Origin of the sequence: Microvirga sp. HBU67558 (assembly GCF_018069605.1) — a bacterium.
Taxonomy (GTDB): Bacteria; Pseudomonadota; Alphaproteobacteria; order Rhizobiales; family Beijerinckiaceae; genus Microvirga; species Microvirga terrae.
This window is the reverse complement of the sequence record NZ_JAGPUP010000532.1, coordinates 41,260-54,461: the sequence shown is the minus strand read 5'-3', so window position 1 is coordinate 54,461 and position 13,202 is coordinate 41,260. Positions and strand designations below refer to the sequence as shown.

Here is a 13,202-nt window from a genome sequence, read left to right as displayed (position 1 = left end):
TCCTGGCTCGAACGCCCCCTATCGCAGAGCCCGATCGTGTCTGCCCCGGGGCTGAATCAAGGCCAGGCCTGGGCATTCCCAACCGGCTATCCTTTTGCGCCCACGGCAGCCGTCCTGATTTGGATGTAAGAACGGTGTCGTCCGCAGACCCATCGCGATGCAGGTGTGCTATCATGGCGACGTGCAATCCGTCGGGACATTCCTGGAAGAGGGAGTCGGTCATGGCACACCGGGAGCAGCACGGGAATCGGGAATCCAAGAAGCCGAAAAAGGAGAAGCCCAAGGGCGGGACGCAGCAGCCGACTAAATGGGCCGTGAGCGAGATCGTGGAGGCCCGGTCGGATTCCAAGCACTGATCGCAGCCTCACGATCCGCAGGATCGGCCCGCACCGGGATCGTGCATGCCCGGGAACGGAATCTCGGCGAGACCGCCGAAAGGATCGTTGCGACCCATCCGTTGGGGCGCCCTGCGCGAGGCCCTGTGGAGCACGCGAGCAGGCCTCAAGGAAAACACCTCATCGGGACCGGAATCGAACCTGGCCCGGCTTCGGCATTTCCCCTGTCTGGCCCGGGTTTTCCCCGATGGTTCGCCGGCATGAGACGGGCTAAGCTCCGATCAGAGCCACCAGCGGAGAGAGCCCGGCCCGCCTGCGCGCTCTATCGAATGTGGAGCCCCGTATGAGTTCGCAGACCGGGCCGGTTGCCACGACGAGGTCGGGACGTGCGAGAACAGGGGAACGCAATGTCTGTCTTCACGGCGACTGCCAGCCCGGTCCCCCGATTGTTCAGGCGGCTTCTGACGGCGGCAATCCTGTGCGTCGCGATCGGTCCGGCGGACGCGGCCGAGCTTGACGCGGCGGCCCCGTCCGGCCCTGCGGCAACGCTCATCGAGAACGTGCGCATCTTCGACGGCAGGAACCCCGTGCTGTCGGCGCCCAGCCATGTCCTCGTGAAAGGCAATGTCATCGCGCAGGTCTCGACCGCCGCGATCGACGTCCCGCGGGACGCCGCCGTCCGGGTCGTTCCCGGGAACGGGCGCGTGCTGATGCCGGGGCTGATCGACATGCATTGGCACGCGATGATGGTACGTCCGACACCCGTGACGCTTCTCTCGAGCGGGATCGGCTATTCGAATCTGCTGGCGGGGGTCGAGGCCACGGCGACGCTAATGCGCGGGTTCACCACCGTCCGGGACATGGGCGGTCCAGCCTTCGACCTCAAACGCGCCATCGACGAAGGCCTCTTGCCGGGCCCGCGCATCTATCCTTCTGGCGCCGTCATCACGATCACCGGCGGCCATGGCGACTTTCGCCCGCTCTCCGACCTGCCGAGAACCATCGGCGGGGTGCTCGCACGCGTCGAGCAGCTCGGCGGTAGCATGATCGCCGATAGCCCGGACGAAGTGCGCCTGCGGGCGCGGGAGCAACTCATGCAGGGTGCGTCCCAGATCAAGCTGACGGCCGGCGGCGGCGTGGCCTCCCCGTTCAGCCCGCTCGACGTATCCACCTTCACCGAGGCGGAACTTCGTGCGGCGGTCGAGGCCGCCGAGAACTGGGGAACCTACGTCTGCACCCATGCCTACACGTCCGTCTCCATCCAGCGGTCGATTGCGGCCGGCGTCCGGTGCATCGAGCACGGGCACCTGATGGACGAAGCCACGGCCCGGCTGATGGCCGAAAGGGGGATCTGGCTGAGCACGCAGCCGTTCCTCGACCTCGGCGGCGCCGACGCTCTGGGCCCGGCGGAGCAGGCAAAGATGAAGCAGGTTTTGGCGGGAACCGAGAGGGTCTATGCGCTGGCGAAGACGTACAATATCAAGACCGCCTTCGGGACGGACATCCTTTTCTCGCAGGAACTGGCCGAACGTCAGGGAGCCATGCTCGCGACGCTCGCCCGCTGGTACACGCCGGCCGAGGCACTCACCATGGCGACGTCGACGAATGCCGAACTCCTCGCCCTGTCCGGACTGCGCAATCCCTATCCGGGGAAGCTCGGGGTCGTGGAAGAGGGAGCGCTGGCCGACCTGCTGCTCGTCGACGGCAACCCGCTCGAGAACCTCGACCTCGTCGCCGACCCGGCCAAGAACTTCGTCGTCATCATGAAAGACGGTCGGCTCTACAAGGACACCCTGCCGAGGTGACGCCCAGTCCTCCAGGTGTTCCAGGATGGGAAACCGTGTCATCATCATAGGCGGGGTCTAGGGCTCAGATGATGCCCTCGGGGCGTTGAAGTCATCGGGACCGGAGAAGGTCCGAGCGGTCGAACGCTCATGGATTCCGGTCTCTCGAGCAACAACCGGGTTCCGCCATGATGAGGAAGCCACCGTCCGAGCAGCCGACAGGGATGATGCAGGACCCGATCGCGGATCCTCCCATTCCCTTACTCATCGACCCGCGCGGCGGCGACATCGAGGATGACATCGCAAGTCCCAAGAGCCGGTCCTTGATCGCGATTGGTGGACGACTCCTCGCGGAAATCAGCGTCGCGAAGCTCATTGTGGCTTGGATCATGCTGATCGGCCTTCCTGCGCTTCTCCTCGGACTTGCCCCACTGGTCATCCTGGGATGGGCCACCACCATATCCGGGCAACTCGCGACCGCGCTCGCAGGATTCTGGTCGCTGCTGATCGTCGGGGGCCTCGTGGCGCTTGCGTGGATCGGCGGCAGGCCCGTCCTGCGCGCGGCGGAGCAAAGCCTCTGGTCGCTCAATGCACTGGCCGTTCAGCCGGTTTATGCTCTGTTCCGGGAAGGCCTGCGCCACATCGGCGGCAAACTCGCCCCCGATCTCGAACCGCAGCGGCGTACACGTCTCTACGCTGCCGCGGCTCTGGGCGGAGGCCTGCTGCTGAGCGGCCTGTCGCTCTGGTTCGTCCTCCTCGCCTGGCCTTCATCGCGATGGATCGGGCACGCAGGCGACGTTTTCACGCCGCTCCAGCTGATCGCTCCCGCTCTCGCCAACGCGGTGGTCATCGTCGGATGCTACGTCATGGGGGCAGCTCTCGTTTGGGCGGTGGCCGATGGTTCCCTGGGACGGCCTGCCGACCTCATGACGTTCGCGGAGATCCCGTCGGGGCTCCGGACATGGCGGATCGCGCACCTGTCCGATCTCCACGTGGTCGGGGAGCGATATGGATTCCGGATCGAAAGCGGCCGGACTGGACCCCAGGGCAACGGACGAATGCACCGTGTCCTCGATCGTCTCGAGTCGCTCCACCGTCACCACCCGGTCGATCTCGTCCTGATCACGGGCGACATGACCGATGCCGGGCGATCCGCCGAGTGGGCGGAGTTCCTGGACGCCGTCGGCGCTTATCCCGATCTGGCTCGGCGTTTGCTGATCCTGCCCGGCAACCATGACGTGAACGTGGTCGACCGCGCGAATCCGGCTCGGCTCGAGCTGCCGACCAGCCCGGGAAAGCGCCTGCGCCAACTCAGGACCCTCTCAGCGATCGAAGCTCTGCACGGAGGCAGGGTCTTCTGCTTCGATTCCAAGGCGGGGCGCCTCGGCCCCACTCTTTCGGAGAGACTTGCCCCGTACAGGAACGACATCGAGGCTTTTGCCGAAACGGGAGGGATCCGTCAGTCGCTGCGAGTGGCGCAGATCTGGGACGACGCATTTCCCCTGATCGTTCCGCCGACGACGGATGAAGGTATCGGCGTGGCGCTTCTCAATTCGAACGCGGAGACCCACTTTTCCTTCACGAACGCCCTTGGAATCATGTCGGCGCTTCAAGCGCAGGATCTGGTGGCCGCCATTGAGCGGTATCCCCGCGCCGGCTGGATCATCGCCCTTCATCACCACATGGTAGAATACCCCACACCAGCGCAGGCCTTCTCGGAACGGATCGGCACAGCCCTCATCAATGGATCGTGGATCGTCCGGCAGATTCGGCCCTTCGCCCGTCGCCTCGTGGTGTTCCACGGACATCGGCACACGGAGTGGATTGGTGAATGCGGAGGCGTCCGGATCGTTTCCGCCTCATCACAGGTCATGCATGCCGCGCAGAGCGAGGGCGCTTCCTTCCTGGTGCATACCCTCGCGATGGTCGATGACGGGCTTCAGCTCGCCAGGCCTGAACGGGTCGAAGTCACGTTTTCGGATGAGGATGATCGGGAAGTGGTTCATCCGCCTCGTCCGGCGGTCCCAGCTGAACGGCCAGCCATCGCGTCGCTGGATCCTGGGCACAGAAGGTGAGAAAGGCAATCGTGATCGGAAGCCCGATGAACGTTCCTGGCAGCCCCCACAGGAAGGTCCAGAGGAAGATCGAGAACAACACGACGAACGGAGACATGGCGAGCACGCTCCCGGAAAGACGAGGCTCGATGTAGCTTCCAACCACGAACTGGATCACGTTCAGGCAGGCGAAAACCGTGATGACCGCCTGCCAGGTGTCGAACTGCACCATCGCGAGCAATGTGGGGAACAGGGTAGCAATGAAGGGACCGATGAAAGGGATGTAGTTCAACGTGAAGGCAATCACCCCCCATTCCTGCGCAAGAGGCAACCCGAAGAGTTCCGCGAAGAGCCAGACGAGCGCGCCGGTCAGAGCGCTCATCACGGTGCGAACCACCATGTAGCGACGGATCTTCACAGCCCCTTCCGCGGCGCCGACAAGTAGGACTCGTGCTATGCGCTGATCCGGCAAGGTTCCGATTTTCCGCGCTGTTCCTTCGACTTCGAGCAACCCGAGGATGACGTAGACGAGAACGACGAGCCAGAAGCTCAGGGTGGTGTTCACCTGACCCGTGAACTTCTGCATGAGTCCCACGACCCAACTGATGTTGAAGTGATCCGCCCAGAGGCTCGCCACGACGATTCCCTGCTCCTCGAGCCAGGCCGTCATCTGATTGTAGATTGCCTGGAAGCGTCCCAGATTGATGAGGATCCAGCGTCCGACCCGGCTGAAGGCCCAGACCACCAGCGAGGCGAACCCGCTGAACGCAATCACCAACAACAGGACGCTGATCGCCAGGGCGACGAGACGAGGAACGAAGGCCTGTAGACGGGCCTGCAACGGCCAGACGAGCGCGATCAGGAACAGCGAGAAGGCAACCGGCGCAATGACCGCCTCGGCAATGTAGACGGCGCCGAGGACGATGAGGGTCGCCATCGTCATCAAAGCCCAGTTCGTCGAGGCAAGGTGGGAGGGGCCACGATGCGTCTCGTCCAAGGGAACATTAGGTTGATCCACGTCGTCCCTCCCGGTCCATCGCGGCCATGACGATCAACCCTACCGTCCTTGCGGGCCGGTGCCATCGAAACAGTTCGCAGTCCAGAGCCGCTCGTCGGCGCTTTCGCAGCGCGTATTCAAGCAAGATCACGCAACAGGATACCGACAGTCCGCATCAGGAGCAAATGGCCAGACGCCGGACGTCGAGACCCCATGCGACGCAAGGGCTACGAGGGACTCGCGCACCCCCGGCGGCTGAATGCCGATCCACAATTGAGCCCGAAGGAGACAAGCCTGCGAGATCGTCGAGGAACCCGGATACCGGATCCGTGCATGTTGGCGAAGCACGACGCTTCCATCGCGATCCCAGGATTTATTGCTTGTCACCGTCTCGGAAAGAGACCATAATCCGTCGCTAAGTGACCTGTAGAATGGGCATTTTGCTCAAGAGAGTCCATGTCTCCGTCTCGGATCTCGAAGACGATTGTCACGAGCCAGCGGATTGAGTGTCGCGAGTCCCGCTCATTGCTGAGCAACTAGCCTGGTCATAGCACAGCTGTGTGTCGTGCCTCCTGTCGCGGGGCCCTCGATCTGAAGGGCGAGAAATGACAACCAGCACGGAAGTCGCATCGAAGACCTCGATGCAGCGTTTTCTCGACGGCGTTGAACGCGTGGGGAACATGGTTCCCCATCCCGTCGTCATTTTCCTGATTCTTATCGGCATCGTCATCGTGCTCTCGGCCGTGCTCAGCCTGTTCGGCGCGGCCGTCACCTTCGAGCGCATCAACCCGGACACGCACCTGGTCGAGACCGCCACCACGGAGATCCGCAGCCTCCTGACCGCCGACGGCATCCGCTTCATGTACGCGTCGCTGATCCCGAACTTCATGGGGTTCACGGCGGTGGGCCTCATGATCGTCGCAATGATCGGCGCCGGGGTGGCCGAAGAATCCGGACTCGTCACCGCTCTGATCCGCAAGCTCGTGATCGTCTCGCCGGCCTGGGCGCTCACCTACATCCTGTCCTTCGTCGGCATCATCGCGAGCATCGCGGCCGATGCGGGCTATCTGGTCCTGATCCCGCTTGCGGGCATCGCCTATCTGGCTGTCGGGCGCCATCCCCTGGCCGGGCTCGCGCTGGGCTTTGCTGCCGTGGCCGGTGCCTTCACGGTCAACATGCTGATCAAGCCGCTCGATGCCGTGCTGGTGGAGTTCACCAATGACGCGGCTCATCTCGTCGATCCGAACCGCTCCATCGGCCTTGCCTCGAATGTCTGGTTCTCCTTCGCGTCCGTGCTGTTCCTCACCGTCGTCGTCGCCTTCATCACCGACCGCATAGTCGCACCCCGCCTGGGCGCCTACGACCCGAGGCTGGCCGCGGAGGGAACCACGACGGAGCAAAGCGCCGAACTGTCGGAGCAGGAGTCGCGCGGCCTGCGCTACGCCGGTCTCGGGCTGCTCGGACTGATCGCCGTCTTCTGCCTGCTGACCCTTCCATCCGGCGCGCCTCTCCGGAACCCCGAAACGCGCGAGTTGATCGGCGACTCGCCCTTCATGAGCGGCCTGATCGCGCTGATCATGCTGATGTTCCTCGTGACGGGCTGGGCCTACGGCATCGGTGCCGGGACGCTCAGGACACTGCCCGAGGTCATCGCAGCGATCGAGAAGTCGATCAAGAGCCTCGGCGGCACGATCTTCCTGTTCTTCGTGCTGAGCCAGTTCGTGGCTTATTTCACCTATACCAACATGGGCACCGTGATGGCGCTCAGCCTGTCGGGCGCGTTGCAGGCGGCCAACATCGGCGCGCTGCCGCTGCTGCTCGGCTTCATCGTGGTGGTCGCGATCATCGACCTGCTGCTGACCGGCGCCATCGCCAAATGGGCGATCTTCGCTCCTGTGTTCGTACCCTTGCTCATGAAGCTCGGGGTCGAGCCGGAAGCTGTGCTCGCTGCCTATCGCGTCGGCGACTCGCCCATGAATGCGATCACGCCCCTGAACGCCTATTTCGCCCTCGTCGTGGGATTCGCCCAGAGATACGACCGGACGGCTGGCGTCGGCACAGTCGTGTCGCTCATGCTTCCCTATGTCGTGTGGATGTTCGTTCTCTGGACCGCCCTCTTCGCCCTCTGGAAGATGCTCGGGCTTCCGTGGGGATTGTGAACCTATCAGGCAACCGCAAACATTGGATCGAACGATGGACAGCTTTGCGCCACCCCTCGATGTCGCCGCCGCCGAGGATCACCTGATGCGGTTTCTCTCCGTCGAAGGCGTCACGGGGAGCGAAGCCCGGATCGCTGCGGCCGTTTCCGACGCCCTCAGGAAGGCGGGCGTTCCGGCCTCCGCGATCCGCTTCGATACCGCGCACAAGCGCATTCCCGTCCCGACGGAAACGGGAAACCTGATCGTCGATCTACCCGGAACCCGGCCCGGGCCGCGGCTGCTGTTCGCGACCCATCTCGACACGGTGCCGCTTTGCGCCGGCGCCAAGCCTAGACGGGAGGGCGACCGTATCGTCTCGGACGGCACGACGGCCCTCGGCGGAGACAATCGTACGGGCTGCGCCATCCTCGTCGTGCTCGCAGAGACGCTGCTGAAGCACAACCTGCCGCACCCGCCGATCACGCTGCTCTTCACGGTGCGTGAGGAAAGCGGCCTTCACGGCGCGCGCGAGCTCGACCCGGTTGATCTCGGCGGGGCCGTCATGTGCATCAATGTGGACGGCCAGGATCCGAACGATCTGATCATCGGGGCGGTCGGGCAGGAAAACTGGGAGGTCGAGATCATCGGCAAGGCCTCGCATGCGGGCGTGGCGCCCGAGAAGGGCATCTCGGCGTCGCTGGTCGGCGCCATCGGGCTTGCCGAGGCGCAGCGGGAGGGCTGGTTCGGCAAGGTGGTGAAGGCCGACGGCAAGGGCACCAGCAATGTCGGCATCTTCGGCGGAAAGGACGGCAAGGCCGCCGGGGACGCAACGAACGTGGTCACCGACTATGCGTTCATCAAGGGAGAGGCGCGGAGCCCAACCTCCGCGTTTGCGACGGCGATCGCGCAGGGCTTTGAAGGGGCTTTCCGGAGAGGTCGGGAAGCGGTGAAGGACGATCAAGGCGAAATGGCCGAAATGACCTTCACCCAGACACCATCCTATCCACCCTTCAACCTGGATGAGACTGCACCCGTCGTACGCCGCGCGACCCGGGCGATGACCATGCTCGGCCTCACACCCAATTACGTGTTCTCGAACGGCGGCCTTGATGCCAACTGGCTCGACAAGCATGGTGTCCCGACCGTCACCATCGGGGCCGGACAGGCGGAGATCCACACGATCAAGGAATACGTGAACCTGCCGGAATTCGCGACCGGCTGCCGCTTGGCGCTGCTCTTGGCCACGATCGAGGACGAGTGAGCGATTGAGCCCGATCACTTACATCGCCGTCATCATCGCGGCGGCCGTCGTCCTGTTCGTCTGGAACAGGCTGCCGGTCGTTGTCGTCGCGATGGCGACCGCATTGGCTCTGTGGGCCACGCAGGTTCTGACGCTGGAGCAGGCGCTCGGCGGTTTCGGCGACCCTGCCGTCATCTTCATCACCTGTCTCTTCGTGGTCAGTGCAGCTCTTGAGGCAACCGGCGTGACCGCTTGGGCTGGTCAGCTCCTGATCCAGGGAGCGGGACAGGAGAGCCGGACCCGTCTGCTGCTCCTCACGATGAGCCTCGTAGCCCTGCTCACGGCCATGATCAGCGTCAACGGTGCCGTTGCCGCCCTGCTTCCGGTCATCGTGGTCATGGCCATGCGCCTCAGGAGGAAGTCCTCCCAACTGCTGATGCCCCTTGTCTTCTCGGCCCACGCGGGATCGATGCTCGCACTCACCGGAACGCCGGTGAACGTCCTCGTCTCGGAGGCTGGGCTCGACGCCGGGGTCGGTGGGTTCGCCTTCCTCGAATTCGCCCTCGTGGGTGCCCCCCTTCTCCTTGGCACCATGGCCATCATCATCCTCTTCGGCGAACGGCTCCTGCCGCAGCGCAACGGCGCCAAGATGCCAGCCGACCTCAGTCACCATGCCAGGACCCTGGTGGAGCAGTACGGCCTCGCCGACGGCGTCTTCCGGATGCGCGTGCGCGCCACCTCGTCCTATGTCGGCCTGTCTCCGTCACAGGTCGATCTCTCGACCTTCCCCGGCCTGCAACTCGTCGCCGTGCATGAGGGCGAGAGCGCCGCCCCGCTGCGCCGGCCCGTGGGGGAAGGCGACCACATGCTCGTGCGCGGGACGGCCGAGGCGGCGGCATCGCTCGCCAGGCGGATGCACCTCGCGTTCCGCGAGGACGGTGCGTCGGGGCAAGGTGAGGAAACGCTGTTCAACCGCCGGTCAGGCCTAGCCGAGGTGGTGATCCCACCGCGCTCTGGCCTCATCGGGCAGATCGTGTTCCCCGGCATGGTCACCGACAGCGGTGACCTCATCGTGCTTGCGGTGCAACGGGCCGGAGCTGAGACCGGCACTGGCAATCCGAACTCCGGCCGCCGCGACGTCGCCCTGCAGGCGGGCGACACCATGCTGCTCCAAGGAACCTGGAAGGCGCTCGATGTTCACCTCAGCGATCCGGACGTGCTGGTGGTGAACTCGCCCGAGTTGATCCGGCGTCAGGCGGTGCCTCTCGGACCGGGAGCCTACCAGGCGATCGCCGTCCTGGTTGCGATGGTGGTCCTGCTCGCGACCAGCCTCGTGCCGCCCGCCGTCGCAGGCCTGCTTGCGGCCGGGACCATCGTCCTGTCACGGATCCTCACCGTCGATCAGTCTTTCCGGTCCATCGACTGGACGACCGTGATCCTGGTCGGCGCGTTGATGCCGCTGTCCACCGCGATGGTCGAGACGGGAGCGGCCGGGCTCATGGCCGAGGGACTGGTCCGTCTCGTCGGCGATGCCGGTCCCTACGCGCTGCTCGCCGGCCTCTTCGTGCTCACCGCCATCATGGGCCAGTTGATCAGCAACACCGCCACCGCCCTGATCGTCATTCCCATCGGGGCCGCGGCCGCGACCAGCATGGGCATCTCGCCCCGCCCCGTTCTGATGAGCACCGCGGTTGCGGCGGCAGGGGCTTTCCTGACCCCCATCGCGACGCCGACCAACCTGATGGTCATGGGGCCGGGAGGCTATGTTTTCGGTGATTACTGGAAGCTGGGATTACCCCTTCTCGTGTGGTTTTTCGTCATCGCGGTCTTCGTCGTGCCGCTGATCTGGCGGTTCTGACGAGCCGGATCAGCTGACCCGCACCTGCCAGGCCAGATAGGCAATGGCCGAACCGATGCTGATCAGATTCATGCCGAGCAGAACGCCTAAGAGCCAGACGGACGTCACCGGCAGATTGGCCCACAGGATCAACGAAAGCGCGATGCCCACGACACCACTGGCCAGAACCCAGCCCCAATTGGGGAAGGGACGGATCGTCAACGCGAAGACGACTTTGGAAATACCCTCCATCATGAAGAAAACGATGAGGAGGAGCGAGATTGTCGTCAGTCCTTGAGCCGGGTCGCGCAGGAACAGAAAGCCGATCAGCATGGCAAGCCCGATGGAGATCAGCTGCAGCCAGAAATGCGGCACGTGGCGCGCGCTGATGAGACTGAGCGTCTGCAGCAAGCCACTGATCACCAGAAGCCAGCCGAGGAGAACGATGACTGCGGTCGACGAGAACACAGGGTAGACGATCGCCAGGACGCCCGCGACGATCAAGAGCGATCCCTCCGCCAAGTACCACAGCGCATAGCGCTTGACGGAATGCCGCATCGCTTCACGGAACACTTCCGCCGCGGCGTCCAGCGATATCGCCATCCTATCCTCCTGCCTCATGACGCGGGTGCTGTCGAACGGTCGGTTGAACGCACTCGATGCGAGGTAGGCCGCATAGCCCGAGAACGGACAGGCATCATTCCCAATGCCTTCATCGAAACTCTCAGAGCGCCTGCGCTGGAACCGAGCCCGCCGCTGCAACCCCTTCGCTTGGACTTGGCGCATGCACCTTCGACAGGGCGGCCTGCAGTTTCGATTCCTGCTCCGGCGAAAGCGAGGATCGGATGACGCGCCCGTTGAAACCGGAGAGTTCGGCCAGAACCTTCTCGGGCTGTGACTTTCGAATGAGAAGGAACAAGGCGGATGAATCGGGCTTCAGGGTCGCACCGATGGATTTGATGAAGTCGTCGTTGATGCCGTAGTCGATCATGCTTCCGGACAACGCACCGGACCCTGCTCCCACGGCGCCTCCGATCGCAAGTCCGGCAAGGGGATTGAGGAACAGCAATCCGATGAGGCTGCCCCACATCGCACCGGAGAGACCTCCGGACGTCGCTCCGAGTCTGACGAGGTTGACGCTCTGCTTAACACGGACGGCGCCATCCGCCCCACGGATGGCCACGACGGCATCTTCCAGGTCGATGAGGTATTCCTTTTGCAGTCGTGTCAGTTCGGTCAGGACACGATCAGCATCATTCGGGTTGTCGAACCCGACGACCACCAGTTCAGCCATGGGATCCACTCCTGTAGCGCCAACAATGTGGGTCGTACCAAGACCCAAACTACCATCAAGCGGCTGCAGTGGTCTATCAGGTATTACCCTAGGATCATGACTACAAAAGCTCCGGCGTCGGGCTTGCGGCTTCTGGACAGAACTCCTCGATGCCGCTGCGGCCACCAGGCAGGAGATCGCGCCGTGAACCGAGCCCTGATGCGGCGCATTCAGCCAAATTCTGGCGGGAGAGCTGAGAGAATCCGCCTCGCAGTCGACGTGGCCAAGGTGCCGCCTGGTCGCTCTGCCCCGCCCTCTCCTTCCGGCACCCCTGAAGGTCGCTGGCAGAGGCTCTGTCACTGGGCGAATTATCCGCGCCCGTCGGCTCGTCCCGACGAGACTTGAAACAAGACTTCGGCACAGGCCTCACCAACCGAACGTGAACGATCCGGCTCTTCGTGCCGACACTATCATAAGTGAATGGCAAAGCTTTGATGCTGCACTAATGGCGATAAAGTTCTCTGTGAGAACATTCCAGGATTGATGTAGCGGTGTGGAGGCGAGAGTGGTTGCGAGCAATCCCAAGAACGGCGCAGCCCTGATCGAGCCGAATGCCATCGAGGAGATCTTCGACGGTGAGAATGCTCTGGAAGCCGAACCGACCCTGCCGCCTCATGTTGCCTCTCATTTGGGAGAGCAGCTTCAGGCCCTGTACTCTCACCTGATGAGCGAGCCCGTTCCCGACCGGTTCGTCCAGCTCCTTGCGCAACTGGATCAGGGGGTAAAGCAAACTGATGGCGAATGAGAATTCCGTCCATCAAGCAATGTTGGCCGCGATCCCTCACCTGCGCGCCTTCGCCATTTCCTTGTCTGGCAGCATCGAGCGCGCGGATGACCTCGTTCAAGTCGCTCTCCTGCGGGGACTCGAGAACCTCGATAAGTTCCAGCCCGGCACGAGCATGCAGGCTTGGCTGTTCACCATCCTGCGAAATCAGTTTCATACCGACTATCGCAGGCGTCGCCGGGAGGTGGAGGATCCGGACGGAGCCATGGCGCAGCAACTGGCTGTCATGCCCGAGCAAGGTCCGCACCTCGACTTCCGGGACCTGCAGGTCGCCCTGACGAAGCTCTCTGTCGAGCAACGCGAAGCGCTTCTGCTCGTCTCGGCTGAGGGAGTATCATATGAGGAAGCGGCCCAGATCTGCGGGGTCAATATCGGCACCATCAAGAGCCGGGTGAGCCGCGCCCGAACGCGCTTGGCAGAGCTCCTGGCGCTCGACGGCGACGATGATCTTGGCCCTGACCGTCTGGTCAGAGCTGCCCTGTTCAAACACGTACCCTAAAGTTTTCCGGGCCGAGCGCTGCGGACGATGGTGCGCGGGACGATTGAATACGGCCGGATCCGGGGACGACGCTGAGAAATTTCGTGCATCGCAGGTCACTGCGCCAGCGTGCTACAGCGGTGCGTCGGATTGTGACATGGCCGCGAGTTGAGCAAAGCGCGCAGGGTCAGCGTTAGCGGAAGAAGCCAAGGGAATCCGGTT

Annotated in this window: 11 protein-coding genes; 8 read left to right on the top strand and 3 right to left on the bottom strand. The window is 63.6% G+C overall.

The window, feature by feature from the left end:
* Positions 1–221 precede the first annotated feature (221 nt).
* The 3 genes from KBI52_RS33485 (at position 222) to KBI52_RS18375 (ending at position 4,194) form a co-directional block, all read left to right on the top strand.
* On the top strand, positions 222–356 hold the full coding sequence (locus tag KBI52_RS33485; protein WP_256439500.1) for a hypothetical protein: 135 nt from the start codon (positions 222–224) through the stop codon (positions 354–356).
* 386 nt (positions 357–742) lie between these two features.
* Positions 743–2,140 carry an amidohydrolase family protein gene (locus KBI52_RS18380; protein WP_210809896.1) on the top strand — a complete coding sequence of 466 codons (1,398 nt, stop codon included), beginning with the start codon at positions 743–745 and terminating at the stop codon, positions 2,138–2,140.
* 167 nt (positions 2,141–2,307) lie between these two features.
* Positions 2,308–4,194, top strand: a complete 1,887-nt coding sequence (locus KBI52_RS18375) for a metallophosphoesterase (protein WP_210809885.1) — start codon at positions 2,308–2,310, stop codon at positions 4,192–4,194.
* Here the strand turns inward: KBI52_RS18375 and KBI52_RS18370 are convergent.
* A complete protein-coding gene (locus KBI52_RS18370; RefSeq protein WP_210809909.1) occupies positions 4,088–5,116 on the bottom strand; it encodes an AI-2E family transporter in 1,029 nt (342 codons plus the stop codon). The two genes, KBI52_RS18375 and KBI52_RS18370, sit on opposite strands and share 107 nt — an antisense overlap.
* A gap of 659 nt (positions 5,117–5,775) precedes the next feature.
* Here KBI52_RS18370 and KBI52_RS18365 point away from each other — a divergent pair.
* Genes KBI52_RS18365 through KBI52_RS18355 form a run of 3 tightly spaced genes read left to right on the top strand, consistent with a single transcriptional unit; the run spans position 5,776 to position 10,406 of the window.
* Positions 5,776–7,329, top strand: coding sequence for an AbgT family transporter (locus KBI52_RS18365; RefSeq protein WP_173947346.1), 1,554 nt, complete (start codon positions 5,776–5,778; stop codon positions 7,327–7,329).
* Positions 7,330–7,363: 34 nt separating this feature from the next.
* Positions 7,364–8,569, top strand: a complete 1,206-nt coding sequence (locus KBI52_RS18360; RefSeq protein WP_210809863.1) for a M20/M25/M40 family metallo-hydrolase — start codon at positions 7,364–7,366, stop codon at positions 8,567–8,569.
* Between the two features lie 4 nt (positions 8,570–8,573).
* Positions 8,574–10,406, top strand: a complete 1,833-nt coding sequence (locus KBI52_RS18355; RefSeq protein WP_210809856.1) for an SLC13 family permease — start codon at positions 8,574–8,576, stop codon at positions 10,404–10,406.
* Positions 10,407–10,415: 9 nt separating this feature from the next.
* On the opposite strand, the gene KBI52_RS18350 is transcribed toward KBI52_RS18355, so the two are convergent.
* The gene (locus KBI52_RS18350; protein ID WP_210809849.1) at positions 10,416–10,988 is read right to left on the bottom strand and encodes an HdeD family acid-resistance protein; all 573 of its coding nucleotides are present in this window, start codon (positions 10,986–10,988) and stop codon (positions 10,416–10,418) included.
* Positions 10,989–11,109: 121 nt separating this feature from the next.
* On the bottom strand, positions 11,110–11,679 hold the full coding sequence (locus KBI52_RS18345) for a DUF1269 domain-containing protein (protein WP_210809843.1): 570 nt from the start codon (positions 11,677–11,679) through the stop codon (positions 11,110–11,112).
* Positions 11,680–12,223: 544 nt separating this feature from the next.
* Here KBI52_RS18345 and KBI52_RS34205 point away from each other — a divergent pair.
* Together KBI52_RS34205 and KBI52_RS18335 are read left to right on the top strand one after the other, a co-directional pair.
* Positions 12,224–12,463, top strand: a complete 240-nt coding sequence (locus KBI52_RS34205; protein WP_210809835.1) for a NepR family anti-sigma factor — start codon at positions 12,224–12,226, stop codon at positions 12,461–12,463.
* Positions 12,453–13,001, top strand: a complete 549-nt coding sequence (locus KBI52_RS18335) for a sigma-70 family RNA polymerase sigma factor (protein ID WP_173947340.1) — start codon at positions 12,453–12,455, stop codon at positions 12,999–13,001. Before KBI52_RS34205 ends, KBI52_RS18335 begins: the two co-directional genes overlap by 11 nt.
* Positions 13,002–13,202: the final 201 nt, after the last annotated feature.

Coding starts and splice junctions, on each gene's coding strand:
- KBI52_RS18345 (WP_210809843.1), bottom strand. CDS start 11,679: ATGGCTGAACTGGTGGTCGTCGGGTTCGACAACCCGAATGATGCTGAT.
- KBI52_RS18370 (WP_210809909.1), bottom strand. CDS start 5,116: ATGACGATGGCGACCCTCATCGTCCTCGGCGCCGTCTACATTGCCGAG.
- KBI52_RS18350 (WP_210809849.1), bottom strand. CDS start 10,988: ATGGCGATATCGCTGGACGCCGCGGCGGAAGTGTTCCGTGAAGCGATG.
- KBI52_RS18365 (WP_173947346.1), top strand. CDS start 5,776: ATGACAACCAGCACGGAAGTCGCATCGAAGACCTCGATGCAGCGTTTT.
- KBI52_RS18360 (WP_210809863.1), top strand. CDS start 7,364: ATGGACAGCTTTGCGCCACCCCTCGATGTCGCCGCCGCCGAGGATCAC.
- KBI52_RS18380 (WP_210809896.1), top strand. CDS start 743: ATGTCTGTCTTCACGGCGACTGCCAGCCCGGTCCCCCGATTGTTCAGG.
- KBI52_RS18375 (WP_210809885.1), top strand. CDS start 2,308: ATGATGAGGAAGCCACCGTCCGAGCAGCCGACAGGGATGATGCAGGAC.
- KBI52_RS33485 (WP_256439500.1), top strand. CDS start 222: ATGGCACACCGGGAGCAGCACGGGAATCGGGAATCCAAGAAGCCGAAA.
- KBI52_RS18335 (WP_173947340.1), top strand. CDS start 12,453: ATGGCGAATGAGAATTCCGTCCATCAAGCAATGTTGGCCGCGATCCCT.